Annotated in this window: 23 protein-coding genes and 1 tRNA gene; 11 read left to right on the top strand and 13 right to left on the bottom strand. The window is 47.4% G+C overall.

Annotation, left to right across the window (positions count from 1 at the left end):
- Positions 1 to 98: 98 nt before the first annotated feature.
- Complete coding sequence (locus CRG97_RS03660; RefSeq protein WP_098741796.1) at positions 99 to 1,349, bottom strand: MFS transporter; 1,251 nt, start codon at positions 1,347 to 1,349, stop codon at positions 99 to 101.
- Positions 1,350 to 1,676: 327 nt separating this feature from the next.
- On the opposite strand from CRG97_RS03660, the gene CRG97_RS03655 reads away from it, so the two are divergent.
- Both CRG97_RS03655 and CRG97_RS03650 read left to right on the top strand, forming a co-directional pair.
- Entirely contained in the window at positions 1,677 to 2,195 is a 519-nt protein-coding gene (locus tag CRG97_RS03655) for a sigma-70 family RNA polymerase sigma factor (RefSeq protein ID WP_098741795.1), read from the top strand.
- Positions 2,192 to 3,040 carry a hypothetical protein gene (locus tag CRG97_RS03650; RefSeq protein WP_098741794.1) on the top strand — a complete coding sequence of 283 codons (849 nt, stop codon included), beginning with the start codon at positions 2,192 to 2,194 and terminating at the stop codon, positions 3,038 to 3,040. The genes CRG97_RS03655 and CRG97_RS03650 overlap by 4 nt, the downstream gene beginning before the upstream one ends.
- A gap of 128 nt (positions 3,041 to 3,168) precedes the next feature.
- On the opposite strand, the gene CRG97_RS03645 is transcribed toward CRG97_RS03650, so the two are convergent.
- From CRG97_RS03645 to CRG97_RS03635, 3 genes are all read right to left on the bottom strand, one after another.
- The gene (locus tag CRG97_RS03645) at positions 3,169 to 4,230 is read right to left on the bottom strand and encodes an NAD(P)-dependent alcohol dehydrogenase (RefSeq protein ID WP_098741793.1); all 1,062 of its coding nucleotides are present in this window, start codon (positions 4,228 to 4,230) and stop codon (positions 3,169 to 3,171) included.
- A 39-nt stretch (positions 4,231 to 4,269) separates the two neighbouring features.
- On the bottom strand, positions 4,270 to 5,946 hold the full coding sequence (locus tag CRG97_RS03640; protein ID WP_098741792.1) for a glycoside hydrolase family 13 protein: 1,677 nt from the start codon (positions 5,944 to 5,946) through the stop codon (positions 4,270 to 4,272).
- A 299-nt stretch (positions 5,947 to 6,245) separates the two neighbouring features.
- The gene (locus CRG97_RS03635) at positions 6,246 to 8,498 is read right to left on the bottom strand and encodes an ATP-binding cassette domain-containing protein (protein ID WP_098741791.1); all 2,253 of its coding nucleotides are present in this window, start codon (positions 8,496 to 8,498) and stop codon (positions 6,246 to 6,248) included.
- 287 nt (positions 8,499 to 8,785) lie between these two features.
- Between CRG97_RS03635 and CRG97_RS03630 the strand changes: the two genes are divergently transcribed.
- Positions 8,786 to 9,361, top strand: a complete 576-nt coding sequence (locus CRG97_RS03630) for a 5' nucleotidase, NT5C type (protein WP_071222106.1) — start codon at positions 8,786 to 8,788, stop codon at positions 9,359 to 9,361.
- Entirely contained in the window at positions 9,362 to 9,592 is a 231-nt protein-coding gene (locus tag CRG97_RS03625; protein ID WP_071222107.1) for a hypothetical protein, read from the top strand.
- Between the two features lie 51 nt (positions 9,593 to 9,643).
- Here the strand turns inward: CRG97_RS03625 and CRG97_RS33175 are convergent, their stop codons facing one another.
- The 7 genes from CRG97_RS33175 to CRG97_RS03595 all read right to left on the bottom strand — a co-directional run bounded on the left by CRG97_RS33175 (position 9,644) and on the right by CRG97_RS03595 (position 16,190).
- Positions 9,644 to 9,802 carry a hypothetical protein gene (locus CRG97_RS33175; protein ID WP_202618862.1) on the bottom strand — a complete coding sequence of 53 codons (159 nt, stop codon included), beginning with the start codon at positions 9,800 to 9,802 and terminating at the stop codon, positions 9,644 to 9,646.
- Positions 9,803 to 9,990: 188 nt separating this feature from the next.
- Positions 9,991 to 10,509 carry a DinB family protein gene (locus CRG97_RS03620; RefSeq protein ID WP_098741790.1) on the bottom strand — a complete coding sequence of 173 codons (519 nt, stop codon included), beginning with the start codon at positions 10,507 to 10,509 and terminating at the stop codon, positions 9,991 to 9,993.
- Positions 10,510 to 10,622: 113 nt separating this feature from the next.
- The gene (locus CRG97_RS03615) at positions 10,623 to 10,922 is read right to left on the bottom strand and encodes a phage holin family protein (RefSeq protein ID WP_098741789.1); all 300 of its coding nucleotides are present in this window, start codon (positions 10,920 to 10,922) and stop codon (positions 10,623 to 10,625) included.
- A gap of 189 nt (positions 10,923 to 11,111) precedes the next feature.
- Positions 11,112 to 11,666, bottom strand: coding sequence for a hypothetical protein (locus CRG97_RS03610; protein WP_098741810.1), 555 nt, complete (start codon positions 11,664 to 11,666; stop codon positions 11,112 to 11,114).
- A gap of 143 nt (positions 11,667 to 11,809) precedes the next feature.
- Entirely contained in the window at positions 11,810 to 13,615 is a 1,806-nt protein-coding gene (locus tag CRG97_RS03605; RefSeq protein ID WP_098741788.1) for an ABC transporter ATP-binding protein, read from the bottom strand.
- On the bottom strand, positions 13,612 to 15,357 hold the full coding sequence (locus CRG97_RS03600; RefSeq protein ID WP_098741787.1) for an ABC transporter ATP-binding protein: 1,746 nt from the start codon (positions 15,355 to 15,357) through the stop codon (positions 13,612 to 13,614). Before CRG97_RS03600 ends, CRG97_RS03605 begins: the two co-directional genes overlap by 4 nt.
- Before the next feature lie 230 nt (positions 15,358 to 15,587).
- The gene (locus CRG97_RS03595; protein WP_237566277.1) at positions 15,588 to 16,190 is read right to left on the bottom strand and encodes a DUF4352 domain-containing protein; all 603 of its coding nucleotides are present in this window, start codon (positions 16,188 to 16,190) and stop codon (positions 15,588 to 15,590) included.
- Positions 16,191 to 16,436: 246 nt separating this feature from the next.
- Between CRG97_RS03595 and CRG97_RS03590 the strand changes: the two genes are divergently transcribed.
- On the top strand, positions 16,437 to 16,769 hold the full coding sequence (locus tag CRG97_RS03590) for a hypothetical protein (protein WP_076322226.1): 333 nt from the start codon (positions 16,437 to 16,439) through the stop codon (positions 16,767 to 16,769).
- Positions 16,770 to 17,335: 566 nt separating this feature from the next.
- Here the strand turns inward: CRG97_RS03590 and CRG97_RS03585 are convergent.
- A complete protein-coding gene (locus CRG97_RS03585; protein ID WP_098741808.1) occupies positions 17,336 to 18,067 on the bottom strand; it encodes an N-acetylmuramoyl-L-alanine amidase in 732 nt (243 codons plus the stop codon).
- 308 nt (positions 18,068 to 18,375) lie between these two features.
- Here CRG97_RS03585 and CRG97_RS03580 point away from each other — a divergent pair, with 308 nt between their 5' ends.
- From CRG97_RS03580 to CRG97_RS33495, 4 genes are all read left to right on the top strand, one after another.
- Entirely contained in the window at positions 18,376 to 18,579 is a 204-nt protein-coding gene (locus CRG97_RS03580) for a hypothetical protein (RefSeq protein ID WP_098741786.1), read from the top strand.
- A 508-nt stretch (positions 18,580 to 19,087) separates the two neighbouring features.
- The gene (locus CRG97_RS03570; protein WP_161952909.1) at positions 19,088 to 20,896 is read left to right on the top strand and encodes a laminin G domain-containing metallophosphoesterase family protein; all 1,809 of its coding nucleotides are present in this window, start codon (positions 19,088 to 19,090) and stop codon (positions 20,894 to 20,896) included.
- Positions 20,897 to 21,412: 516 nt separating this feature from the next.
- The gene (locus tag CRG97_RS03565; protein WP_098741783.1) at positions 21,413 to 21,958 is read left to right on the top strand and encodes a cupin domain-containing protein; all 546 of its coding nucleotides are present in this window, start codon (positions 21,413 to 21,415) and stop codon (positions 21,956 to 21,958) included.
- 663 nt (positions 21,959 to 22,621) lie between these two features.
- Entirely contained in the window at positions 22,622 to 22,969 is a 348-nt protein-coding gene (locus CRG97_RS33495; RefSeq protein WP_098741807.1) for a tyrosine-type recombinase/integrase, read from the top strand.
- Between the two features lie 96 nt (positions 22,970 to 23,065).
- Here CRG97_RS33495 and CRG97_RS32995 read toward each other — a convergent pair.
- Positions 23,066 to 23,128, bottom strand: a tRNA-Thr gene (locus CRG97_RS32995).
- A 174-nt stretch (positions 23,129 to 23,302) separates the two neighbouring features.
- Here CRG97_RS32995 and CRG97_RS33490 point away from each other — a divergent pair.
- Both CRG97_RS33490 and CRG97_RS33485 read left to right on the top strand, forming a co-directional pair.
- Positions 23,303 to 23,731 (top strand): hypothetical protein, encoded by a 429-nt coding sequence (locus CRG97_RS33490; protein WP_237566276.1) that lies wholly within the window; start codon positions 23,303 to 23,305, stop codon positions 23,729 to 23,731.
- Positions 23,700 to 24,428, top strand: coding sequence for a hypothetical protein (locus CRG97_RS33485; RefSeq protein WP_237566275.1), 729 nt, complete (start codon positions 23,700 to 23,702; stop codon positions 24,426 to 24,428). Before CRG97_RS33490 ends, CRG97_RS33485 begins: the two co-directional genes overlap by 32 nt.
- The last annotated feature ends 123 nt before the right edge of the window (positions 24,429 to 24,551 follow it).

Genomic DNA, 24,551 nt, shown 5'->3' with positions numbered 1-24,551 from the left:
GAAGTGACCACTTAAAAAGGGAGAAACCCTGTACTTTGAAAAAAGCACAGGGTTTCTCGACAATCTGACGAGCTTTAAGCTCGCCTTTTGTTTATTGATTATTCGATGCCGATCCGTCCTTGTTCAAGCCCCTCCCCTAACTCCGGCAATCTCGTTCGTATCCGTAATGCGTAACATCCCGAGATGAACAACACCGTGGCAGCGATAATGTACGTAGCCCGAATGCCGAATTCATCGGTTATGAACCCAAACAACAGGGTGGATAAGCCGAATACCAGCGAAACGAGCGCGCTTTGAGCTGCGTACACTTTCGGCAATAAATGAACAGATACACCCCGCTGCAGTGTAGTCTGAAGCGAGACTGCCTTAAGCTGTTCAAAAACGCCGAAGCCTGCCGAGAACACCAGGGCCAGCCAAGGCACCGAGGTCAATCCAAAACCGAACGTCATGATACTAATGCCGAAGGAAGAGCAGATGACGAACTTGCGGATATTGCGGTCGATCAGCCCCGCGTTTCTCATTCCAAACAGTCCACCCAGCATGAGTCCCAGGAAAAAGCTTGCGTTGATATATCCCCACCAAGCCTCCTCCCTGTGCAGCACATCGGCTACATACACGTAGATGGTCGCTGCGATCCAAATCACGCCCGCCATCGTCTCCAATACATAAATCACATGAATCGCCCGAAGAGAAGGCTGTTTCCAAATGAGTGTCCAGCCTTCTTGAATGGAGCTCCAATTCGAAACGCGCGCCTTCTCTTTCTGTTCCTGGGTGGATTCATGCCGATCCTCTATAAGCTTCATGAAGACAGCGGCTGCCAGGGCCAAGGCAAAGGTCAGCCATATCACGTTGCTTCCGCCCAAGGCTACGACCAGCAGTCCCCCAACAGCCCATCCTCCCAGTTGAATTAGCTGATCCACGATGGCAACAAAGCTATTCGCTTTCGTCAGCTCGGCGGCATCCACCAGACGCGGCAGCATGGCATGGCTTGCAGGTGCAGCCCAGCCATCGAGCAAAGAGATGAGGAATACGAATCCGAGAATCGCATAGACCGTCACCTCCTGCTCTCCCAGCGCATAGTAGGTCATTAACAATAGGAACAACACGGCCGTTTTCCCGATTTGCGACGAAGCAAGCAGCGACTTGAGGCTGTATTTATCCATCAACACGGGCGCAAAGCTCCCGCTTATAAACCGTGCCATCGTCGTGACAAAAGGTATCATGGCCATCATCATGGCGGATCCCGTAATCCCATAGATAATTGCCATCAGGCCGACAATGTAAAACAAATCGCCGCTATTGGCGAGCGCCTGACCTATCCAGAGATACCGAAAAGATTTCCTCTTCATCTTTCTACCCCAATTCTGTATTTAGTTGTGTTGGTTAGGGTATAAAAACCTACATGTTCTGGCCTCCGTACATTTTATATGGTTAATATAGTAACACCGTTAATGACTTCTGTTAAGTTCACGGATTAATTTTTTTAAGTGAATCAGATGGTATATCTCACCAAGTCGCAACTTTTTTATCCCCGGCTAAAACTATTTGGCCCGCTCCACGGTCTAATGATCAGTCAAGCGCACTCAAGTACTTGAGCATGATCCAACCCATTAAACCAGGAATAGATCAAAACGAATTCGTGCCATGACATAAAATACTAGCGCTAGTAGTTAGGGGTGAGTGAACTGAGAGCGAAAGAGTCGAAGCCAAAACAGTTCAGCGAAAATATTGAGAAATGCAAAAGCAAGTTATACCGGGTGGCCTATTGCTATGTCAAAAATGAGCAAGAGGCACTCGATATCGTCTCCGAGGCAACCTATAAGGGATATCTCGCTTACGAGCGGATGAACACGCCGCAGTATTTTGAGTCCTGGATGACCCGGATTGTCATTAACGCTGCCATCGACCATCTCGGTCGCAAGAAGCGGGTAACTTATATGGAGGACCAAACGCAAGACTATGCAGCCGCAGAGCATACCATACCGCTGGAAGAGAAAATGGATTTATATGAAGCGCTGGACAGACTGATGCCAGAAGAGAAAACCTATATTATTCTGAAGTTTTTTGAGGACCTGCGCTTTCGAGAAATGGCAGATGTGCTGTCATTGTCCGAAAACACGGTCAAGACCAGATTCTACCGCATTATCGGAAAATTAAAATCGTATTTAATCGAGGGAGAGGTCGATAATCTATGACAGGAAAAGAACGCTACGAACACATTGAGATCCCTGCCCAGCTAACCGACGTTATGGCCGCAGCACAGAAAAAGGCGGCTGCCCGCAAACGCTCCATGCGCTTGACGAGATATTCGTCCGTTGTTGCAGCTGCCATTGCCCTGCTATTCGTGGTCAACATCCCGACGGTGGCCAACGCCTTAGCCAAAGTCCCTGTGGTGGGCAGCATCGTTCAGGTTCTGCAGTTCGGGGGCGGAGGCGAGCGGACCGACGGCGTTACCGTGGGTACGGAAGCTTCCGAGGACGTGTTTAAGATTCAATTTGATCAGGAAGGCAAGTCCGTTTCCAGCGTCCCGGCCTACACCGTGGATCATCGGGATGCACCAAACCGTCTGATCTTCACGTTTAACGGCGTACGAAACTTTGATTATGAAACCCTCAAGAACGACATGCTGGCCCTGCCGCTGGTGAAGGATGTCTATGAAAATGTGATTTTGGACGACTCGGCCATGCGTTTTGTCGTTGAACTGAAGGATGGCGTGAAGCATACCGTATCCGAATATAAAGACCCCGGCTATATTGAGCTGAAGCTCACTTCGACCGGCGAGCCGGTAACCCCGCGCGAGGTCTTCTATATCCGCAGTGAATCCATGCCACAAGGGGAATCCCTTGCTATTCTTGAAGAGATTTATATGGAAGACGACGTGACCTTCATTAAGACCGCTGGCGGTGACTTCATCGCGGTCATCGGCGGGTTCGATACCCGTGAGGAAGCCGAGCAGAAGCTTGGTGAAATTTCGGCTCGCGACAGCTACAGCGATGATCTGCGTATCGACAGCTGGATGAGCAATGAACGCCCGAACTAACCTGGATTATGAAAAGGCACCGCTCCGACTAATGTTGGAATGGTGCCTTTTTATGATGATCAATGACGTTGTTTGGACACGATTAAACGTGCTGGACCCGAAAAGCGACTCTCCCGGTTGCAACCATGTTATGCGGTTGGATGAGGATAGATCATGACTTTTACGCTGGTGTCCTTTTGCGTGCGAGCAAGCTCTACAGCTTCCTCGATCTGTTCTAAGGAAAACTGGTGGGTGATGATATCGCGTATGCGGCTGCCCTTGTTTTGCAGCATCTGAATAGCCGCCGGGTACGTGTTTGCATAGCGGAACACGCCGTATACATCCAGCTCGGCATCAACCAAAGCGCCAATATCCACCGGGATGGCATCCTTTGTGGGCAGACCTACATACACAATCCGGCCACCGCGGTTTACATAACCGATTGAATCCGCGATGGCACCGGCGTTGCCCGACGTTTCAATAATAAGATCAATGCCTTTGCCGCCCGTAAGTTCGTTCAATCGCTGCGGAACGGATTCATCCATCGGATTGATCACACCGGAGGCTCCCATCTGCAGGGCCAGATTACGCCGGTATTCCACGACGTCGCTGCCATATACCTGTGAGGCTCCGGACATTTTGGCCGCCTCCATCGCAAGCAAGCCAATCGGCCCCAGTCCGAGCACCAGCACCCGGTCCTCTGGCCGGATACGCCCGCGGCGTACGGCATGAAGTCCTACGGACAGCGGTTCAAGCAAAGCGCCTTCCTCAAAGGACATTTCATCCGGCAGCCGGAACAGGAAGTCGCTTCGCACCGCGACGTATTCAGCCCAAGCTCCGTCAACCGGCGGGGTGGCCATAAATACAACATCCGGACAGAGGTTGTAACGTCCGCTTTTACAATAAGAGCAACGCCCGCACGTAACGCCCGGTTCCACGGCCACGCGGTCACCGACGGAGACATTTCTCACCTTCTCCCCCGTTCTTACGACAACGCCGGCAAGCTCATGTCCCAGAATCAACGGTTCCTTCACCTCATACCTGCCAATCCGTCCATGCTCATAGTAATGCACATCCGAACCGCATATGCCGATGCAATACACTTGAATCAAGGCTTCATCCGGCTTCGGCTCCGGAATGGGAACCTGCTTCACCCCAATGGATAAAGGGCGATCAAGAACGGCGGCAGACATCATGTTTGGTTGTGACAAGCTGCATTCACCTCTCATCTCAAGAAATCGCTTACCAACTTAGTTTACACGATAAACTATCGCTTCATAAGGGTGTAGAGCGAATTCGTCGAAACTTCGGTCCGAGCGCTCGTAATTCGAGAGTACCACTTCTGGATGATGCTCACGCCATTCTGCCGGGAATTGAAAATCCGGTGTTCCGCTATAGAAATTGAGTACGACCAAGTACGTCTCATTCCCCAACGATCTGGAATAAGCGAAAATTTCTGAGTGTTCCTTAAGCACGGCTTCATATTTTCCGTAGATCAGCGCCTCACTGGATTTGCGCAATCGGATCAAGGTTTTATAGTAATTCAGAATGGAATCGGGATCATCTAACTGCTGCTCCACGTTGATCTCATGATAATTCGGATTACAGCGGATCCACGGCACAACCGTGGAGAAGCCGCCATAAAGCGTGTCATCCCACTGCATCGGCGTTCTTGCATTGTCCCTTGCCCGGTACGCGATTCTGCGCATCGTCTCGGACACATCTTTCCCGTCCAACAGCCGCTCTCGGTAATAATTGTAGATCTCTACATCCCGATAATCGCTCAGCTCCGCAAACTCGACATTCGTCATTCCGATTTCCTGCCCCTGATAAATAAACGGCGTCCCCTGCATCAGCATAAAAAAAGTAGCCAGCATCTTGGCCGATTCCTTATGATAGTGAACCGGATCGCCAAAACGGGATACGGAGCGCGGCTGATCGTGATTCTCCATATAGAGAGCATTCCAGCCCATGCCTTCAAGGCCCGTCTGCCATTTATGCATGATCTGCTTCAATTCGGCCAAGTCCCAGATCGCATAATCCCAGCGTCCTTCGAGTCCGAAATCAAGATTGACATGCTCAAATTGAAAAATCATGTTCAGCGCCCCGTTCTCTTCCCCGATCCAGCGGTCTGCTTCCGCTATCGGAATGCCGCTCGCTTCGCCAACCGTCATAATGTCATAATGCGCGAACGCCTCGCGTTTGAATTGCTGAAGAAAATCATGGATGCCCGCTATATTCCGATGTCCAGGATTCGAGTCGACATATCGAAGGTGATTCGGATTCGGCATATCCGGCAAACCCGGAAGCTTCTTAATATGGGTAATCGCATCCACGCGGAAACCGTCAATCCCTTTATCCAGCCACCAACGGATCATCCTGACCAGATCATCCCTGACCGCCGGATTCTCCATATTTAAGTCAGGCTGCTTCTTGGAATAGAGGTGGAGATAGTATTGATCCGTTAACTCGTCATATTCCCAAGCGGAACCGGTGAAGACGGATTCCCAATTGTTCGGCTCGGCCCCGTCCCTCGCATCCCGCCAGATGTAGTAATCCCGCTTCGGATTAGTCCTTGAGGAACGGGATTCAATAAACCAAGGATGTTCATCCGAGGTATGATTGAGCACCAGATCCATAATAAGCCGCATGCCGCGGTTATGGATTTCGGCCAGCAGCTGATCGAAGTCGGCCATGGATCCGAACTCCGTCATAATATCCTGATAATCGCTGATATCGTAACCGTTGTCGCTATTGGACGAGCGATAGATGGGGCATACCCATATAACGTCAATCCCGAGATCCTTCAAATAATCCAGACGGGATATAACCCCTTGCAGATCCCCGATGCCGTCTTCATTCGAATCCATAAAACTGCGCGGATAGATCTCGTAAGCAACGGCTTCTTTCCACCATACCTTCTGCATTGTCGTATCCCCCATTCACAATAAAGATGCTGCTAAGTTAGGAATTCAGACCGAGTTATTACACCTACTTCATTAACCAACTTGGTCTGTCGCAGCATACAGTATTGCCGTTTAAGCGGTCTTATAAGCCTAACAACGCTAGAATGGCCATACCGCGGGGATAAGCGGCATGGCCACTATAAAGTCCACTATGAAACAACTACGGAAATGAATTCGTGCCAACTCCATGTAACATACTGCATGGGTTAGGTCAGACTCCGGTAAGGACCCGCCATTCACTCCACTTCTTTGATCTCCCGCTAACCCCGTACATACTTCCCTGTCAATGAGTGTTCCGCCATGATCAGTTCAGCAGGCGTTCCTTCGAACATGACCCTGCCTCCCCTGCTGCCTCCCTCAGGTCCGAGATCGATAATCCAATCCGCCTGACGAATTACATCCAGATTGTGCTCGATCACGATCACCGAGCTGCCGTTATCGACGAGCCGATTCATCATGTCCAGCAAATGCCCGACATCCGACATATGCAGCCCCGTTGTCGGCTCGTCCATCACGTAGATCTTTCCCTGCTTGTGCAGCTCGCTGGCCAGCTTGATGCGCTGGCTTTCGCCCCCGGACAGGGTGCTTAGCGGCTGTCCGAGTGTTAGATAGTGCAAGCCGACATCGTGCAGGGCCTCCAGCCGCCGTCTGATTTCTTTTTTCTCGAAAAAATCGAGTGCCTGCAGCACCGTCATATCCAGTACGTCGGTAATCATTTTTCCATGGAGCTTATACTGCAGCACATCATCCTTAAAGCGCCTGCCATCACAGGTGTCGCATGGAGACTTGATGCCTTCCATAAACGCCAGGTCCGTATAGATGAACCCGAGACCGTGGCAGTCGGGACAGGCTCCTTTGGAATTGAAGCTGAACAGGGATGGACTCTGATCGTTAGCTTTGGCAAACATGCTCCGGATGTCATCCATGATCCCCGTATAGGTAGCAGGGTTGGAACGGATCGAGGTGCTGACGGCGGACTGGTCGATGACGACAGCCTCGGGATGCTGGGACAGGAAGGCATGATGAATCAGCGAGCTCTTACCTGACCCCGCTACGCCCGTGACCACGGTCAACACGCCTTCCGGGATATCCACCGTTACATTTTTCAGGTTATGATGACTGGCATTAGCAATCCGCATTTGTCCTGTCGGTACCCGGAACTGTTCTTTCATCGGCATGCAACGTTTCATATACTGCCCGGTTAACGTAGCGTCTTGGCTGCACAGCTGCTCAACCGTACCCTCGAAGACAACTTCTCCACCCCGAGTACCGGCATTCGGTCCCACATCCACCACATGGTCGGCAATTTCAATCACGTCACGGTCATGCTCCACGACCAGTACCGTGTTGCCCTTATCACGAAGCTTCCTGAGCATGTCGTTTAGACGGTGAACATCCCGTGGATGCAAACCAACACTAGGCTCATCAAAAACATACATCATGTCCGTCAGACTGCTGCCCAGATGCCTAACCATCTTCACCCGCTGCGATTCACCTCCGGAGAGCGTGGTCGTCTCCCGATTCAGCGTCAGGTAATCCAGCCCCATATCCATCAAGTGCTGCAGCCGCTCGGCCAAACTGGCCACCATACTGGCAGCCACCGGCTCCTTGATATTCAGGATGACCTCTCTTAACTCCCCAATCTCCATGGCCGCACACTCGGCGATATTATACCCGTTGATTCTGCAGCTTAATGCCGCTTGACTGAGCCGTGTTCCCTCGCATAACGGGCATGTGCCATGCGTAATAAAATTTTTGACGTGATTTAAGGTCCGCTCGGATAACTCACTGCTGTCTCTCTGTATATACAGTCGGTTGAACTTCAACACGAGGCCTTCGAAGTCAGACTGTACCGGTCCACCCTTGGACGGAAACGTCACCTTTCCCTCCTTGCCGTATAGAAAGAGATCCCATTCCGCTTCCGAATAGTCGGTCAGCTTCTTATCGTTATCAAAGAAACCGGACATGGTGTAATTTTTCATATACCAGCTATCCACTGAGAAAATAGGAAATCGGACTGCTCCCTCATTCAAAGATTTGCTCGTATCCAGCAGTTTATTTAGATCCAGCTCGACCTTCCTGCCAATACCTTGACATTCCGGACACATGCCTTGCGGGTCGTTAAAAGAAAAGACGTTGGAGTATCCCACAAATGGCTGTCCCACCCTGGAAAACAACAGACGGAGTATGGCGTACAGATCCGTGATCGTGCCTAGCGTGGACCTTGAATTCCCCCCCAGACGCTTCTGGTCGATGACGATGGCCGTCGACAAATTCTCGATCGAATCGACGTCCGGCTGGCTATGCCGTGGAAGTCGGTTACGGACAAAAGCGGTAAACGTCTCATTCAGCAATCGCTGAGCTTCCGAGCTAATGGTATCGAACACGATGGACGATTTGCCCGAGCCGGATACGCCGGTAAAGACCGTGATTTTCCGTTTTGGAATTTGCAGCGAAACATTCTTCAGATTATTCTCCCTGGCTCCACGTATGTTGATATATTCTTGCGCCATGGCCGTTCCTCCCTTGTGCCCTGTAGTGTTCTTATTATAAAAGGGCAATCATGACATGTACTGTCATAATGGGTGAAGGTCTCTATTATTAAGTTATTCCCGCAACCGGTAAATATCAGGAAGGTTGTTGACCGTATTAATGCTATACTTAGTTTATAAGAGTTTGGGGAAAGAAAATGTTACATCCTCCCATTTTTAATTCCGGTTTGCCAATAAGCATCCTGTCCCTTACAATTACGGAACATCATCGTTTCCAGAATTCATGATTACAGGAGAGTAATGACGATATGAGCAAAAAAATAGTCGCCATCGATATGGATGATACCATCTGCCATCTCATACCCAAGGCCATTCACTATCACAATCTGCAGTACAAAGATCCTCAGCTGACGCTGGATCAGATTACCGATTATAACCTGCACCAAATCTGGCATCCTGAATGCTCAGAAGAGTTTTTCTTCGGAAAGCCGGGCTTATATGAAGAACTTGAACTATTTGATGAATATACGATTGACGAAGTCCACAGAATGACGCATGATTATGACGTTATTGTTGTTACCGCAGCGCGTCCCTCCTCGGTGCCCGAGAAGTGGAGATGGCTGCAGCGGCATATGCCTTTTATTCCGTTCGAGAATTTTTTCGTGGCCAAGCGCAAGGATTTAGTGGAATTCGATCTTCTGATTGACGACGGTCCCCATAATGCGATTGCCGCTAGAAAAGCCGGAAAGCAAACCATTCTGATTCCGCGTCCGTGGAACGCGCATATTCAGCATGAATTTATTCTGAAGGATTCCTGGAAGGGAATGAACGAGTTAGTTGACCGTATTTTATCTGATTCTAACCATCAAGGGGATATGAAATAAATGAATACAGACCGCAATAGTCGGTACCTATCGCAAGACATCCATTTTTTCGCGGCCGCACTGTCGGAAACGGTGGTTTCCGTATGGGAAGAGGATCCCGCAAGCGTATACGTGGAGATCGAGCGAGGTTACATTGAATGCTACACACCGGATGTCGTCCGCATCCGCAACGAAGAGACAGGTTATCTGACACACTACAGCCGTGACACCGCCATGTTTCAACGGATGTAATACGATAAAGGCCGCTTCCCTTGCCGGGAGGCGGCTCTTTTATTGCTCAAATCATCTTTTAGCTGACAGAACAAGAAACAGGGTTGCGAGCGGGCCTAACAACAGGGATAGCAGAAACCAGTTTAATCCCGTTCTGTTTTTTCCTTGAGCCAACCCCGCATTAATCAACGCCAGCGTTCCCCATCCCACGTAAAATTCATTATTCATCATATCTCCTCCGATACCGTGCTCTTTATCTGCTTATTACGTTTTGACATGCTGAATCGTTGCAGGATATACAAAAAAGAGCAAGGAAAGCTCCATGCCCCGGGAAAATTTAACGCTTATAGCAGCAGCCTCAAAAGGCTCCGGCATTATGCAACGAAGGCCCCAGTCTCACTTGAGTGGACAATCGATCCTTATGCGTGCTCCAACTCTCTTAACAGCTGAAATATCTGTCCCCGATGATGGGACTCATGCTCAATCAGATGATAGATTACCCATTCTGGTGTTACATCGTACGGTTCCAGTTGTCTGACTCGCCTCCAGTCCGAAAGGTCCATGCCTTTGAAATGGGCAAGCAATTCCTGGCGTACCCTCTGCATGCGGTCAAGGTGTTCATCCAGTGACTGATCCGGCACTTCAGAAAGACTGTTATCCTCGGTACGGTGATCCCAGGGAAAGCACGCCTTTATTTTCGGGTCCCAATCGGATTCAAGCACCTCGGCGTACAGCCAGTCCGCTTCAATGTAAGCAATATGGTACAACAGTGAACCGATCGACTGCCGACCGTCCACCTTATGGTTCAAATGATCATATCGAATCCCTTCCAGCCGTTTCAATATCGTTCGCCGCACATCCTCAAGTCCCCATATCCAGCGGCCGATCTCCGGCTCAAACCCAGGCAATGCCTCAACCGTCAACGTTTTCCTCTGCAAATCTTCACGCTCCCTTACATCATCTCATAAACCTAAGAATAACAGGCTCAAGCGGCAGACTGCCAGGTAAAGTTCGGTTTAGGCAAAAACAATCCTGAGCCATTCAGCCCTTCTTACTTCTTTCTAGTCGCAATCGCCTCTGCCGTTTGTTTAACGGCCTGATGTCCGAATACCGCAAACGCCCCTGCGAGTATGCCTTGAATGATATTTTCCACGCTCCAGCCGATCAAGCCGGTTGTGAACAGAATCGATACGACCATAACCAGATATACAATGCTCCAATTCGGAACCTTGGGGGTTTGCTTCAGCACATATCCGATTACCCAACAGGCAGCAACGACCATGAAGAGCCGCGGGTCGATCAATTGAAAAATGACGCTCCATTCCATGGTAAATTCACCCTTTCCATTCATCTTCTACATCCTATCCCTCGAGCCTATCGATTGGCTTGTATTTATATCCTTATTCTCGCAAGTAAAATAATAGAATCTGCGAAATGGAATTTTCGATAGGTTTGACGATGAGCAGACGCAGCACAAATTTCGTTATTCCCGGGTGGAGGAAATACGCAGTGAGTATCCAATATGAATGGCGGGAGACACTTAAGGCTGCTGCCTCCCCGCTTCAATAATTCCGTTGATCCAGTCGGTCAGCCGCCGATCCTTCTCTTCTTGACTGCAATCAGAGGGAAAGGCTAGGTAGTGCTGATGCTCAGGAATCCGGGGTACCCCGTTCTTAAGAGAAGCTTCTTCAGAATCCTCTTCGTACTGCAAAAAGCGAAGATCCCTTCCATCCAATGTCTGATAGGCATAACAGCTGTACTCGTGCCCATCAATAACGGTCCAGTGATGTCCTTGCACCCTCGGATTACACAACACGTGTGTGCCCTTCAGCTTGTTTAGCGAGTAAAGAAAGCCTTGCAGTTGGGCTTCTGTGACGTGGTAATCATCCAAGTAATACCGCTGCGAGACTTTGGCCACATTCGTGTCGATGATCTGATAGTTTAGAATAAACGCAGCCCCTGTGTGCAGCACCGGATCGAAGTAATCCTTCTGAATCCAGCCCTTATGGGGGGACAGGCGATCTGACACCAGGTAATCGATATTGCTATGGTCCAGGTTATAACCGAAGGTAACCAAGAATTTGCGATTCTTCATATAGATCTCCCCCTGATATATCAGAATAAATGACCCATTATTTTCCATTCATATTATACAAAAAAAAGGCAGCCTCCATACCAACGGAAGCTGCCTTGCTCGAAACCTGTTCTAACATCCCCAATTCCAAACCAAACTTGATGTTATACCTTGCTAACCTCAGCTCTATCCTCTACGGGGGCCTGAGTCTCGACAGTGGACTGCTCACCCTGCCATAACAGCTGCATCTCTTCGCTCGTGGCGAGCAGCGCAGGCAGGCTGCCCTCCGCTTCGATCCGGCCATCCTTCATGACGATGATATGATCGGCCTTCGAAAGGGCTGCCCTGCGATGCGATACCGCGATGCAAGTGACGCCCTGCTCCTTGAACAACCCATCCCATACCAGTTGCTCCGTCTCCACGTCCAGCGCGCTGGACAGATCATCAAAAATGAATAAATCCGCGCCCGTGATCAGCATGCGTGCCGTAGCCGCCCGCTGGATTTGCCCTCCCGACAGCATGACGCCCCTCGGACCGACCAACGTCTCCAGTCCCTGATCCAGATTCTCGATATCCTTCTCCATGACGGCCAGACGGATGGCCCGTTCCAGAGCTTCCTCCGTCCGCTCTTTCTTCCCTTGCACAATGTTCTCTCTCAAGGGATCACTAAACAGCCTAGGAACCTGCGGTGTATACGCCGCCCGAGGAGGCATAAGGAAGGTTGCCGGATCCACCTCTTCCCCGTTCCAGCGGATCGTCCCTTCCTGTTTCGGCAGCAGACCCAGCAATGTCCGGACAAGCGTCGATTTACCCGCTCCGATTCGTCCTGTCACCACCAGAAACTTGCCGCGCTCCAAGCGGAAATGAATATCCGATATGCCATTCTCCGAATTCGGATAATGATATGATAAATTCTTGACTTCCAGCTCCTGCAGCTTCTCCCCCGGTTCTCTGTGAATGACGGGCAGTTCCGGCGGCTCTTCGTTCAGATACGTTTCCCGCGCCTCAATAATCCGGTCTTCCTCACCAGGACGGAACAGCGAGCGCATCCGGTCAAAGGAAACCTTCAGCCGCTTGTGCTGAAACACCATATACCCGAACAAGGAAATGCTGAAGCCGATATTAGCCAGGTAAGACGTAAACAAAGCGAAATCCCCGACGGTAAAATGCCCGGCCTGCATTTCGGCAGCGCACATCAGCAGAATCAGTCCCGTACAGATGCTAAGCACATGCTGATTCAAAGATCGCATCCATTGCTTGAACAGATTATCCTTCAGCGCTGCCTGCCGGCGGTCTTCGTTCAGCTTCATGAAGCGCTCATGAACATGATCCTCGGCCTGCCCGAGCTTCAAGGCTTGAACCGCACCGAAGGTTTCGGCGATAAAGCTGGTAATGCGCCCCGTAGCTTCCCGGTTCTTTAGCCCGTAACGACGCGCGCGGTTGCCGGACAGATTGTTCAGGAGCGTGACCACTACGAGCGGCAGCACGGCCACCAGCATGATCTTCCAGTTAATGCTTGCCATAATGACTACGGATACGAGGGCAAAAACGAGGCGCCCCCAGAAATCCACCCAGGATTCCACGTATTCCACAACTTCTTCCACGTCATCGCGGAAGCGACTCATCGCCTCCCCTGGAGAAGCCGGCAAATTCCGCCCCGGCCAGCGCATGATCCCAGCCAGCATGTTCGTGCGCAGAATGGCCTGAATGTGGTAAATATACGTTACCCATTGATAAAAGGCCGCAAAGAACGTCCCCACCCGCGCAACCCTTACTACGGCAATGAAGATCAAAGGAACGGCTAGCCATACATAATCCGTCGAATTCGATGTAGCCCGGTCAAAAAACCACTGCATCCCAAGCCCGATCAATAGCGGCAAGGAATGAAATATGCACCACAACAGACCGTTGAATAAAAATAATGAAGGCTTGAAACGAAATAGGCGCCCTATAAAACCTGTGATGGTCATGCCAGTTCCTCCTCTCTGCCTGTGATCAGCAGTCTGGCATAATGCGATGCCGGATCTTGTGCAAGTGCTTCCCGTGCGCCGAATTCCAGAATTCGTCCGTCACCCAGCACCATAATTTTATCCACCTGCTCCAGCGTAGCCAGCCGGTGCGCGATGATGATGCCCGTACAGCTGCTCATCAGCTGATCCACCGCCGTCTGCAGCATCATTTCCGTTGCAGCGTCTAGGCGTGAGGACGGTTCATCCAGAATCACCAGGCTCGGCTGCGTCAAAAATACCCGGGTTAAAGCGAATAGCTGCGCTTCCCCCGCGGATAGCGATGCTCCGCCTGTTGTCAGATGCGTATCCAGACCTTCCGGCTGCGCATCGATCCATTGCCGAAGTCCCAGACGCTCCGTCGTTTCCAGAATAAATGCATCCGACACGCCGTTATCGAACAACGTCAGGTTGTCACGCAGCGAACCATCGAACAGCTGTACATCCTGCGTGACCATCCCCACCCGGCGGTAAAGCGCCGGCAGCTTCAGCTTCGTAATATCGGTCCCCCCGACGCGGATCACACCGCTGTCGATGTTATACAGTCGAAGCAGAATACGGCTGAGACTCGACTTTCCGCTGCCGGTACGTCCGATAATGCCCAGGCGTTCGCCTGGTTTGACCTCAAAGTTGATGTCTTTTAACACCGGCTTATCTTCGTTATAACTGAAGTTGACGCCCTCAAATTTCAAACCGAGCGCTCCCTCCGGAAGCTCTTCTTGTTCTCCGTCCACAATTTCGCTCTTGTTGGACAACAGCTCTCTGGAGCGCAGCATGCCGGATTTTGCTTTTTGGAACTCCTGCACCTGGTCACCCAGCATCTCGATCGGGTCATTCAGCATCTGCGTATATTGATAGATTAGGAACAGGGTCCCTAGCGTAATTTCACCGATCAAATAATAACGAACCCCTAGTAACAGGACAGCGGTAACTGCAAGGGCAAACAGAATCACCGTGGTGTTCCAAGGGACGACGCGGAGCATCCAGGCTTTTCTCCCTTTCAGGAACACGCTGCGCATCATGCGATGAAACCGATTCATTACATACGGCACATTGCCGTTCGCTTGTACATCCTCAATGCCAGCAATGCGTTCCTCAATTAAGCCGAACAGCGAAGCGCTGGCTTCCCGTTCATTCTTCGAAGAATTGACGCCCATATTCCGGATGAACACCATGAACAAAATAGACAGCAGTGTAAACACCGTCATGACGATCGCGATCGGCAGATTGACCGTGAACATAAATCCTAGTATGCCGGCAAGCAGCACAAAACTTCCGATAACCTGCACGATGAACATCGCGAAGAAGTTCGAAATATTCGTCACGTCTCCGTCAACCCGCTCGATCATCTCGCCTGGCGTTTTCACATTATGAAATCGCATATCCAGCCGTAAGCAATGCTTCAAAAGATCGCCGCGAAGCCGGTTCGTTGCGCGCCATGAAATATCGTTCCCCATATAGCTGACGGCCACGGTAATCAGCTGGTTAAAAACAGCCACGACCAGAAACAATCCCGCCAGCTGAATCAGCGTGGCTATAACGCCGCCTTCGGCTGCCGTGTCAATAAACCGTTTGACAATCTGCGGATTCAGAAGCTGCAAGCCTGTCGACGTCAGCAGCATCATGATCAGCAGTATCAGCCGTCCTTTAACCGGTTTCAAATACCGCAGCAGCCATGACATTGAAACCTTTTCTTGTTTGGGCACAGTGCCCACCCCCATATGCAAGCAAGTATGTACAGACCTCCATTCCCCATAAAGCAAGGCGTGGCGGCAGTAAATCATTACCAGTCTACATGATATCCACAGTCATTCCTAGGTAAAGAATAATTATAATATGTACTAAGAAAAAGCAAACGAACGCCTAGCTTCTGCATCTATGCAGAGCTGGCGTTCGTTTATTGTGCTAGAATATAGCGTCGGTCGTTCTCTCGGTGTTATCGTAATGTGATTTGTGCCTTGTCCTGATCTTCAAGCTTGATGACCAAGCTTTCTTTAGAATCAGCTACGCCATCGGGTACTTCTATGACAACAAATCCGGATTTCGTAGCCAAAGGCTTGATGCTGCCTGTTCCCAGATCGCCATCAATCATGGTTACCGTGTAGTTATACTCATATTCCTCTTTAAATATGGCTTTCATACTAACGCCACCAATGATTGATGTGAAATCCTTTGCCTCTTTACCATTATTGGTGACTGTATAATTTAGAATAAGGAACTTGTTGCCTTCATCAGCACTCGACGAAAACATATCTGCACTTACTTTTTGATCAAACTCAAACGAATCAAGTACAACTTCCCAATCACCTAAGGTGAATTTTTCTCCAGGTTTGTTAGAAGCCTCTTTTGGTTCCTCTTTTGGCTCCTCTTTGGCTGGCTCTGTTGTTGCTTCTTTGCTCGGCTCATCCTTAACGGTCTCCCCAACTGCATTGACACTTTCGTCTTGCTTAGCGGAGTCACTGCTCGTAGGATTATTTCCGCATGCCGAAATAACTAAAAATGCACAAATCATCAAAATCAATCCAAACTTTGTTCTCATTTACTGACCTCCGTGTAGGTAATATATACCACATTATCATACCATATATGATTTTTCTATTATTTTCTTAACTATTCGACATTTTCTTATGCAAGATTTAAACCATTCAGTCTAACGAATTTCCGTATTCTCCTCCTATATAAAACAAGCAAGTCAATACCCGCTTCAAAAAAAAGCGAATCCAATAATTCAGCATACTCGTATATGTATAATAGAGTGACGTGCAACTTTTTGGAGGTGGGCATAATGAATACTGGGATCAGTGGATTAGACGGACTGGATGAACAGAAGCTATCAGAAATTCGCGAAAATGCCGCAAGGCTCTCGGACATGAAACAAGAAGTGCCCGTGGAAGAACTGTTCTCGGAATCATTTATTCAAAGACATACCAAGTTTTCTTCAATCGGTCACTTGCTGAAAGCCGCAGGTTATGAGGGAAGCACAGATGAAGAGTTTGACGAATTCATACAAGGACATACGATTAACCCATTTATCGTTGAACATACCCCATTTCGCAGCTGGCAGGATTTTCAGGAGTTAGCCGTATCCGCTTATATCACGAAATGGCTGGGATTCTAAATATTCAATCAGAAATCCGCCTGTACGCAGGCGAGGGAAGATAACCAAAGAAGCCCCTCTAACCGATGTTAGAGGGGCTTCTGATATATTTTTTAAGGGGTGCTTTTATCATATGCTCCGAATATTAATGGAAGCTTAAATTATGATTAAAGGGACATAAATTGTTTAGTTCAGGTTTCTGATGGTATTGTAATTAGGCTGAACTAGGAAAGATGGTTTGACGATTTTTGTCCTACGACAGCTAATAAAGAAGGAAGCGAATCTACTGAATTATCCATTCTTTTGGGTTCATCTAATTGTCTGCAAATGGATCATATAATGCCATCTGGTAACCTCCATAAAAGGTACTTACTGCAGCTACAATGATTTCCTTCATGTATTATTATTCTACACTAGTATTTCCAGTCCTGTTATTTATTCTAACGAATCACTCCACTCCCTGAATTAATTCGGGAAGCTCTGTTAATGAATATCGGATACTACTAAAATATTGAGTTTTAGAAATGCATACTTGGTAAACAAAACAAAGACCCTGCCAGCGTCCAAGCCAGTAAGGTCTTAATAATTTATGGCTTTGTTGTAACTGTAGCCGTCTTGGTCTTGTTATCCCAGACCACCTTGGCGCCTAACGCCTCACCGATGGCCCGAAGCGGCACATAGGTCACGCCATTCTCAAGCTTGCCGTCCGCGATCTGCTTCCCGTTTACGATGACATGTACCTTATCCTCCACCGTAACGCCCCCCTCTTTCTTCTGAAGTCCCAAATATTTAGCAATGCCATTCATATGACCGATCGCAATAGCATCAATCACATCCTGCCGTTTAAGCTTGGCTGCATCTGCCGCCACATCGATAAACAAGTTTTCGGTTAGGACAGCAGGCATCTTAGATTCACGGACCATATGCAGGTTAGCGGCCTTCTGCCCTCGATCGATGACACCGAAGGATTTAATGGTACTCATGATTTCCGTGTGCATAACGTTCTGCAATTTTACCGAAGCCGAACTTGCCGAGGTATATCGATATGACTCAAAGCCCCCAGCACCGCCACCCGCGTTACAATGGATGCTGACTAGGATATCGGCGCCAGCAGCGTTTGCCTTATGGGTCCGTTCAGCCAATTCAAGGAACACATCTGAAGATCGGGAGAGTAGTACTTGGACATCGCCATATTCCGCTTCCAATCGTTTCTTCACAGCAAGAGACACCGCTAATACGATTTCCTTCTCCTGCAGGTCGTTTCCGGTTGCTCCAGAATCCTTCCCGCCATGCCCTGCGTCAATCCAAACCTTTTTCACGATCATTCACCGCCTTTGTAGGTTGTTGAATAGCCCGGTGATCCATTACAGCGAAGGCAACTGCAGCAATTGCTTCCAACTAATGCTTCAATGGTTATATTAGGCAAGCAACTGTAAGTCCTACTGCAAGGACAAGTATAATATATAAGATACTCCTGTTTAGTGCATTCGGTGTTTGCTTGTGCCTATATTGAACGGCCTAGATACGGTTTCTAGTCACCTTTTGAGCATAGATACAAGCCCTGCATTTTACATTTAATGGAACCCTGAATTGGGATTTTCGTATTATCTGTTAAGGGGTTGATTCTATGTTTACCATGCTCGTCGGTGCCATTAATATCTGGCTTGGTCTATTAATATTCAGAAATCCCGAAGAAATGGAAATCCGCATGAATCGGGATGAATACCACGAAATAGATGATAATGATATATTAAAAATGCAGTTTCTTGGAGTATTTGTTGTTGGTTTTGGTATTATTTTAGCTCTTGTAGGGTTATCTACTTTTTTCTAACTTGTAATATGTATTACTCGCATTTAACTTTTTCATTAAGCCATTGATGAGGGGCTGGTTATATGTCTGGCTTTACACTTATCCTGTTCGCTGTCGTTTTTCTAATACGTGGTCTATTGAGAATACGCAAACCCACATGGGGTTCGTTATATAAGGGTTGGAAAATAAAGTATGAATCCGAGCCGAGCTTGGACTACATTCAATATATCAAATCTAGTGGGCTTCCCTGGATCGTTCTAGGATCCTTTTTTCTAGTGTTAGGCATTCTCCTTATGACTCTTTGAACACTCCTTCATAGCTTAGTGGCCGGGTGCTCGCGATTCCCAAGATCCATATACTGCCGATTGGTCCACACTGGAAGCCACCGGCGGCTGACCGCCAACGGCAATTTAATCAGTACAGACCATTTTCCATACTTTACACAAATCCGTTTCTCTCCTAACATCCCGGTAATACACATTCCGTACAATGTCCCTATCACATTACATCAATGAAGGGATATGACAGAATGAAAAAGAAATTCAAGAAATTGCTCGCGCTGCTGTTGCCAGCGACGATGATTGCGGGGCTGCTGTCGGGCTTCCAAGCGTCCGCAAGTCCGGCCACTTCACCAGATAGCGACAATAGCTTCAAAATGGCCATACTGCCGGATACGCAAAAGTATGCGCGTTACAAAAACGAGCTTTGGCTGTCGCAAACGAATTGGATCGCAAAGAACGCGAAAAAAGAAAATATTGTGTTCACCGCACATTTAGGCGATTTGGTCGATCGTGCCGATGAAGAATACGAATGGCGCAACGCCGACGAGGCGATGAAAGTACTCGATAAAGCCAAGCTTCCATACGGTTTTTTGGCAGGAAACCATGATGTGCTCAATTCGCAGCAATACGACAACGAACGGGATTTGGCCAAGGAACCGTTTTTGAACTATTTTTCGACAGATCGGATGAAGAACATCCCGGGTTTTACTGGCCATTCGGAGGACGGATTTAATTCCTACTATATTTTTGAAGGGTCCGGGAAAAAGTACATGGCACTCTTTCTGGATTGGAGAGCGTCCGAAGAGACGTTGAAGTGGGCGCAAAAAGCAATCGACAAACATCCTACGTACCCAGTAATGGTGTTCACCCACCAACTGCTGAACATTTCCAACGACAAAAAATCAGCCGTCATGACAGATCACGGGCAATTTCTATGGGACAAGCTGATCGCGAAGAACGATCAAATCTTCCTCACCGTAAACGGTCATCATCATGGCTATGCTCATACGGTCAAGAAAAATAACAAAGGTCACGACGTCGTTATGATGGTCGTTGATTATCAGAGCGCCTTTCACGGCGGCAACGGAATGTTACGAACGCTTGAATTCGACATGGAGAAAAACCGCATTCATACATCCTCCTTCTCCCCATGGGTCATGGGAATGCCGGAGAAACAAAGAACCGCGTTTGATGAGGAGAAATTAGTAGACGATTTGAACGATTTTACAGTCGCGATGGATTTTGAAGAACGGTTCTCCGGATTTCAGCCCATCATTTCCGTCAATAAAGAAGTGCCAAAAGTAGAAGGTACGGTCGCTTACTGGCAAATGGACAACCGTTCGGCCGCTGAAGGGCAAGCTGTGACAGGCAAGGGAGCAGCGGTCAAAGATCTTTCCGGCAAAGGGAACGATTTGTACCGTATCGACGAAGGCGACGCCAAGCCAGGCGATCTGATCTGGTACAAAGGAAATGCGCAAAATCCGCAAAGTAATTCGGGCATTCGCTTCTTCAATAACAAGTCACAAAAGAAGGGCTCGTATTTGAAAACATCCGATCATGCGCCTATCAATGCACTGACATTCCCGAACGGATATACGATTGAAGCGGTCGTGAAGCTCGGGCCTGACTTTGACGCCGACAAGCATTCCTGGATGGGCATTCTGGGCCGGTACGGCACCGGACAAGACGTTGGCAAGAAAGAAGGCGACGCCGACGCTCCGCTAGCAACGTTGGCTGTGTCAAGCTTACGGGAAATTCAATGGGCGTCCTTCCCGCTCAATTACGGAAGCGAGCAAACGAGTTGGTCATGGGAAATGAACGACAGCTGGCATCATATCGCGCTGGTAAACAACGGGCAATCGACTAAGATGTATATCGACGGCGTGGAAGTACTGCGCAACCCCGACACGAAGCCGCAGGGCATCGCCACGACCGGCAAACCGTGGATCATCGGCGCGAGCCAATATGCCAATAAGCTGGACGGCGTGTTTAACGGATGGATCAGCGAAATTCGTATCGTCGATCATGCGCTGAACAAGAAAGATTTCTTACAATAGTTAGACATGCGCAAGCGCCGGGACGATTCCCGGCGCTTGAAGCGCTCCTGCTCGCTTTTATGATGTTTCATCTTCCAGACATTTTTGAATGGCTACTGCTGAGATGATCAATGGTTCCTGATTTGGGTAAAAGATATGGTAGAAGTTCTGGTAGAGGACTACGGCTCGCTGGCTAAAAGCCGGCGGGCAATTTTTATTAATGCTGGTACGATATTGGACTTATTAGACGAATAGACAAGAAAGTTTAACAATAATTGCTTTTTCCCTATCGATTTGCATATCCTCCTTGGCCGGAGGATATCCTGGATGACTCTTCCAATAACCAGGAAAAGCGCTCCTTCATCCCAGCGACCAGATATCTTGTTAAGAGCTGTTTTAAAGGAAAAAATATCATTTCCAAAAAACGGTCGATAATATTGTTATAAGCCATAGACTCCAGCCCATTTTTGTCTCCTCTATATAGGCTACTGCATAGGATAGAAAGAAAATAACGAAACCATGAAGAGGAGATTGAATATGTACCGTTATCCATGCCACCCTTACCAAGGGCATAATCCCACGCATAACTACTGGAATAACCAAAGTTGGAGCGATAATTTGAATTTTCGTTATTCGAGTTGGAACAATAACAATTGGCATCGTTATGATGAAAATATGAAATTAACTGATTATGGACAAAGGCCTCTTGTGTTGAATATTGATCAAGCAGCCAAACATAACAATACTTACCGAACCGCCTTATGGACAGGGAAGCACTTTCAAGTGACACTAATGAGCATTAATGTTGGAGATGACATTGGTTTAGAAGTTCATCCTACAACTGATCAATTCATACGAATTGAACAAGGTAAAGGACTTGTTCAAATGGGTGATAGTAAAGATAATTTGGATTTTCAAAAAATGGCCTATGATGACTATGCAATCATGATACCGGCTGGAAAATGGCACAATGTAACCAATATGGGGAATGTACCACTAAAAGTATACGTCATCTATGCTCCTCCTGAGCATCCATTTGGCACGGTTCAAGAAACCAAAGCAGATGCCATGTCTGCTAGGTAAAATAAAGGATAGAACCTTTTAAATTAAAACAACGGCAAACTGGGGTTTTGACATCTCAGTTAGCCGCTGTATTTATTCCCCTTTCAAAACTCCACATTATCTTGATCAAAGAACCCCATGAGCTTAAGCGTGTTGGCCATGCTCTCTTGCCCTCAGCTATCTTCCGACGAATAGTGCTGTCACTCAGACCATGCCGAAAGAACAGCATCGTCTCTTTATATGAATAACCTTACATATATCTATAGTCTACAGCTTTCCTCGAGTCGTCATCCTGAATCAAGCTGAATGCTCTCCGAAGCTGATGAGTATAAAACTGATATCTCTGATACCCAACGTTGCTTTTCGATCAGAATCGTGGCGTTAGCCGTCTTATCGGATTCGCCTGATCAATACGGCGAGCTGCTTCGCCATTATGTGGCTTTCGAGCTCGCGGCATCTACCGACATGAGGCAAAGTGAGATCCTTGCTTTAAAGACGAATTGATGTAGACCTAAACATCAGGAGCATATCTGTAAGACAGGCATATACAATTGCTGAGGTTGGACATGACTTTGATGATACAAAAAATGATAGCAGCATTCGATCAATAGCTCTATTTGCTAACACAGTACAAATGCTCCGAGACCATTTTGAAAAACAGCGGATAGTGAAAGAAACAAATAAATTCTACACAGATTCGGGTTTAGTCGTACAAACAAGCTTGGGTACCCCTCTTGGACCGCGAAACCTCCTGAGGATTACTATAGCATTCTTGACAGCATTATTAAGGAACACCCGGAATTTCCGAGGATTCGATTTCACGATCTCCGCCATACCCACGCTACACTTGTTCTAAAAGCAGGTATACACCATAAAATCGTTCAGGAACGTCTAGGCCATTCTTCTATTAATGTAACCTTAGATACGTATTCCCACGTACTACCCAACTTACAAGAAGCTGTTCTTAATACAATCGGTGACTCAATCTTAGGGAACCAAATCGAGGACGAAAAACCCACTTTACTCGACTAAAGGTTAGAAGAATGTTAGAAGTGTAGTTTAATAAACAAAAATGGCGCGATTCCAAAATCTCGGAAAACCGCGCCGTTATTGACTTTGTAAAGATGCTGGTGAAGGGAATTGAACCCCCGACCTACGCATTACGAGTGCGCTAGATAGCGCTATTTCCCTCCGATACCTGACGTTGCCTATAACGCACATTCAGACGTGTCTTATGGAAAAATGAGTTGTAATGGGAATGAATCATCTATTTCATTATTAGGAAGAGCTCAAGGAGCTAGCTAATTAGTACTACATATGATACCTTTGGATAGGTAATGATATCCATATAAGGTGGGAGAATTCATGAAAAAGGAACTAAAGATGCCTCTTTTAATCGCTACATTAGTTTCAGTAATTCTGTTCATAAGTCCATTAACTAAAATAGAGGCTGCATCCAATATTATCCCTAGTAATGCATATGCCTCTGAAGCAATTGCGATATTTTTAGATGGGCAGATAGTTGTAACAAAAGAAAAAACATACAACCTTGATGGGATCAAAAAGAGTGGGATCTATTTACCAGTAAAACTTTTAGCCAAGCTCAAGAATGTAAAAGTGAATTATGAAAAGCCTATTACGGTCAAATCTGATATTGGCACTTTTAAACTGAATAATACTAATTCATATTTGTATGATAATACGACTTATATAACTATTGAAGATTTCTATAGAATGACAGGCTTATCAGGGAAGTACTTATATGAGCCTAACTCCCTTTTTTTTATGGAGTGACACGAATGGAAAATCTAAAGCTACACAACTAATTGAACAAATGGATAAGGTTTCAGATGATCTAAAAACCTATATGGGTAAGAAAATATACATATATAAAGGAGAAAAAGTAGGTCACGTCATTGAAATAGACCCTATAACTAGTAATTCAGTTAGATTTATTATCCTTCTCAATAATGGTAAGGTAATTGAAGAAATTGTTATTGGTGAAGTACCCGATTCATTTTGTACATACTTTCACTATGAGCTCATAAGTTATCTCTATACAGGCAAGTATTTCTGGGCAAATAAAAATCTCTTACCAACCTCTAGTCCCCTGTTGAATATTGAAAAGGTGTATTTTAAATCAATTAAAATGAAGGGGAAAGAATTAATTATTCAAGCAAAGCGTGCGAGCGGCCATGATGTCACTTTTAAGCTAAGTTTTTACGATGATCCTAGTGAACCAATTAAGAATGGATTTTATTCAACCAATCCAAAGAGTGTGTATACCAACTGGTCATCTAATGTCTGGGCCAAAATAACACACCAAAAAATAAGCATAGGTATGTCTGAGGATCAAGTCTACTTGTCTTGGGGGGCACCAGATGAAATAAACTCGTACACAAGTGCTAACATGAAAATAGACCAGTGGGTTTATGGAAGAACCTATATACACTTCCATAATGGAAAGCTTAACTCGTGGACTGAATTCTAGTAAATCCTTCAGATTAATTTTAAAAGGAGACAATGATGGAGAAGTGGTTACTCCGCATGAATGCGTAAAAAATGATTGAAACTGTTCGTGGAATGCGTTAGAAATGACAGTAATAACTAACCC

The sequence above is a fragment of the Paenibacillus sp. EZ-K15 genome, from assembly GCF_002573715.1.
In the GTDB taxonomy this organism is placed as follows: Bacteria; Bacillota; Bacilli; order Paenibacillales; family Paenibacillaceae; genus Paenibacillus_AQ.
Note: the sequence above shows the minus strand (reverse complement) of the source record. Positions and strands in the feature narration are given on the sequence as shown.

What these genes read in the sequence shown, in the direction of transcription:
- CRG97_RS03610 (WP_098741810.1), bottom strand. Translation starts at nt 11,666, where the DNA reads ATGAAGAATCGCAAATTCTTGGTTACCTTCGGTTATAACCTGGACCAT.
- CRG97_RS03580 (WP_098741786.1), top strand. Translation starts at nt 18,376, where the DNA reads ATGTTTACCATGCTCGTCGGTGCCATTAATATCTGGCTTGGTCTATTA.
- CRG97_RS33175 (WP_202618862.1), bottom strand. Translation starts at nt 9,802, where the DNA reads ATGATGAATAATGAATTTTACGTGGGATGGGGAACGCTGGCGTTGATT.
- CRG97_RS33485 (WP_237566275.1), top strand. Translation starts at nt 23,700, where the DNA reads ATGAGCCTAACTCCCTTTTTTTTATGGAGTGACACGAATGGAAAATCT.
- CRG97_RS03590 (WP_076322226.1), top strand. Translation starts at nt 16,437, where the DNA reads ATGAATACTGGGATCAGTGGATTAGACGGACTGGATGAACAGAAGCTA.
- CRG97_RS33490 (WP_237566276.1), top strand. Translation starts at nt 23,303, where the DNA reads ATGAAAAAGGAACTAAAGATGCCTCTTTTAATCGCTACATTAGTTTCA.
- CRG97_RS03640 (WP_098741792.1), bottom strand. Translation starts at nt 5,946, where the DNA reads ATGCAGAAGGTATGGTGGAAAGAAGCCGTTGCTTACGAGATCTATCCG.
- CRG97_RS03650 (WP_098741794.1), top strand. Translation starts at nt 2,192, where the DNA reads ATGACAGGAAAAGAACGCTACGAACACATTGAGATCCCTGCCCAGCTA.
- CRG97_RS03565 (WP_098741783.1), top strand. Translation starts at nt 21,413, where the DNA reads ATGTACCGTTATCCATGCCACCCTTACCAAGGGCATAATCCCACGCAT.
- CRG97_RS03615 (WP_098741789.1), bottom strand. Translation starts at nt 10,922, where the DNA reads ATGAATGGAAAGGGTGAATTTACCATGGAATGGAGCGTCATTTTTCAA.
- CRG97_RS03625 (WP_071222107.1), top strand. Translation starts at nt 9,362, where the DNA reads ATGAATACAGACCGCAATAGTCGGTACCTATCGCAAGACATCCATTTT.
- CRG97_RS03570 (WP_161952909.1), top strand. Translation starts at nt 19,088, where the DNA reads ATGAAAAAGAAATTCAAGAAATTGCTCGCGCTGCTGTTGCCAGCGACG.
- CRG97_RS03635 (WP_098741791.1), bottom strand. Translation starts at nt 8,498, where the DNA reads ATGGCGCAAGAATATATCAACATACGTGGAGCCAGGGAGAATAATCTG.
- CRG97_RS03595 (WP_237566277.1), bottom strand. Translation starts at nt 16,190, where the DNA reads ATGAGAACAAAGTTTGGATTGATTTTGATGATTTGTGCATTTTTAGTT.
- CRG97_RS03660 (WP_098741796.1), bottom strand. Translation starts at nt 1,349, where the DNA reads ATGAAGAGGAAATCTTTTCGGTATCTCTGGATAGGTCAGGCGCTCGCC.
- CRG97_RS03630 (WP_071222106.1), top strand. Translation starts at nt 8,786, where the DNA reads ATGAGCAAAAAAATAGTCGCCATCGATATGGATGATACCATCTGCCAT.
- CRG97_RS03605 (WP_098741788.1), bottom strand. Translation starts at nt 13,615, where the DNA reads ATGACCATCACAGGTTTTATAGGGCGCCTATTTCGTTTCAAGCCTTCA.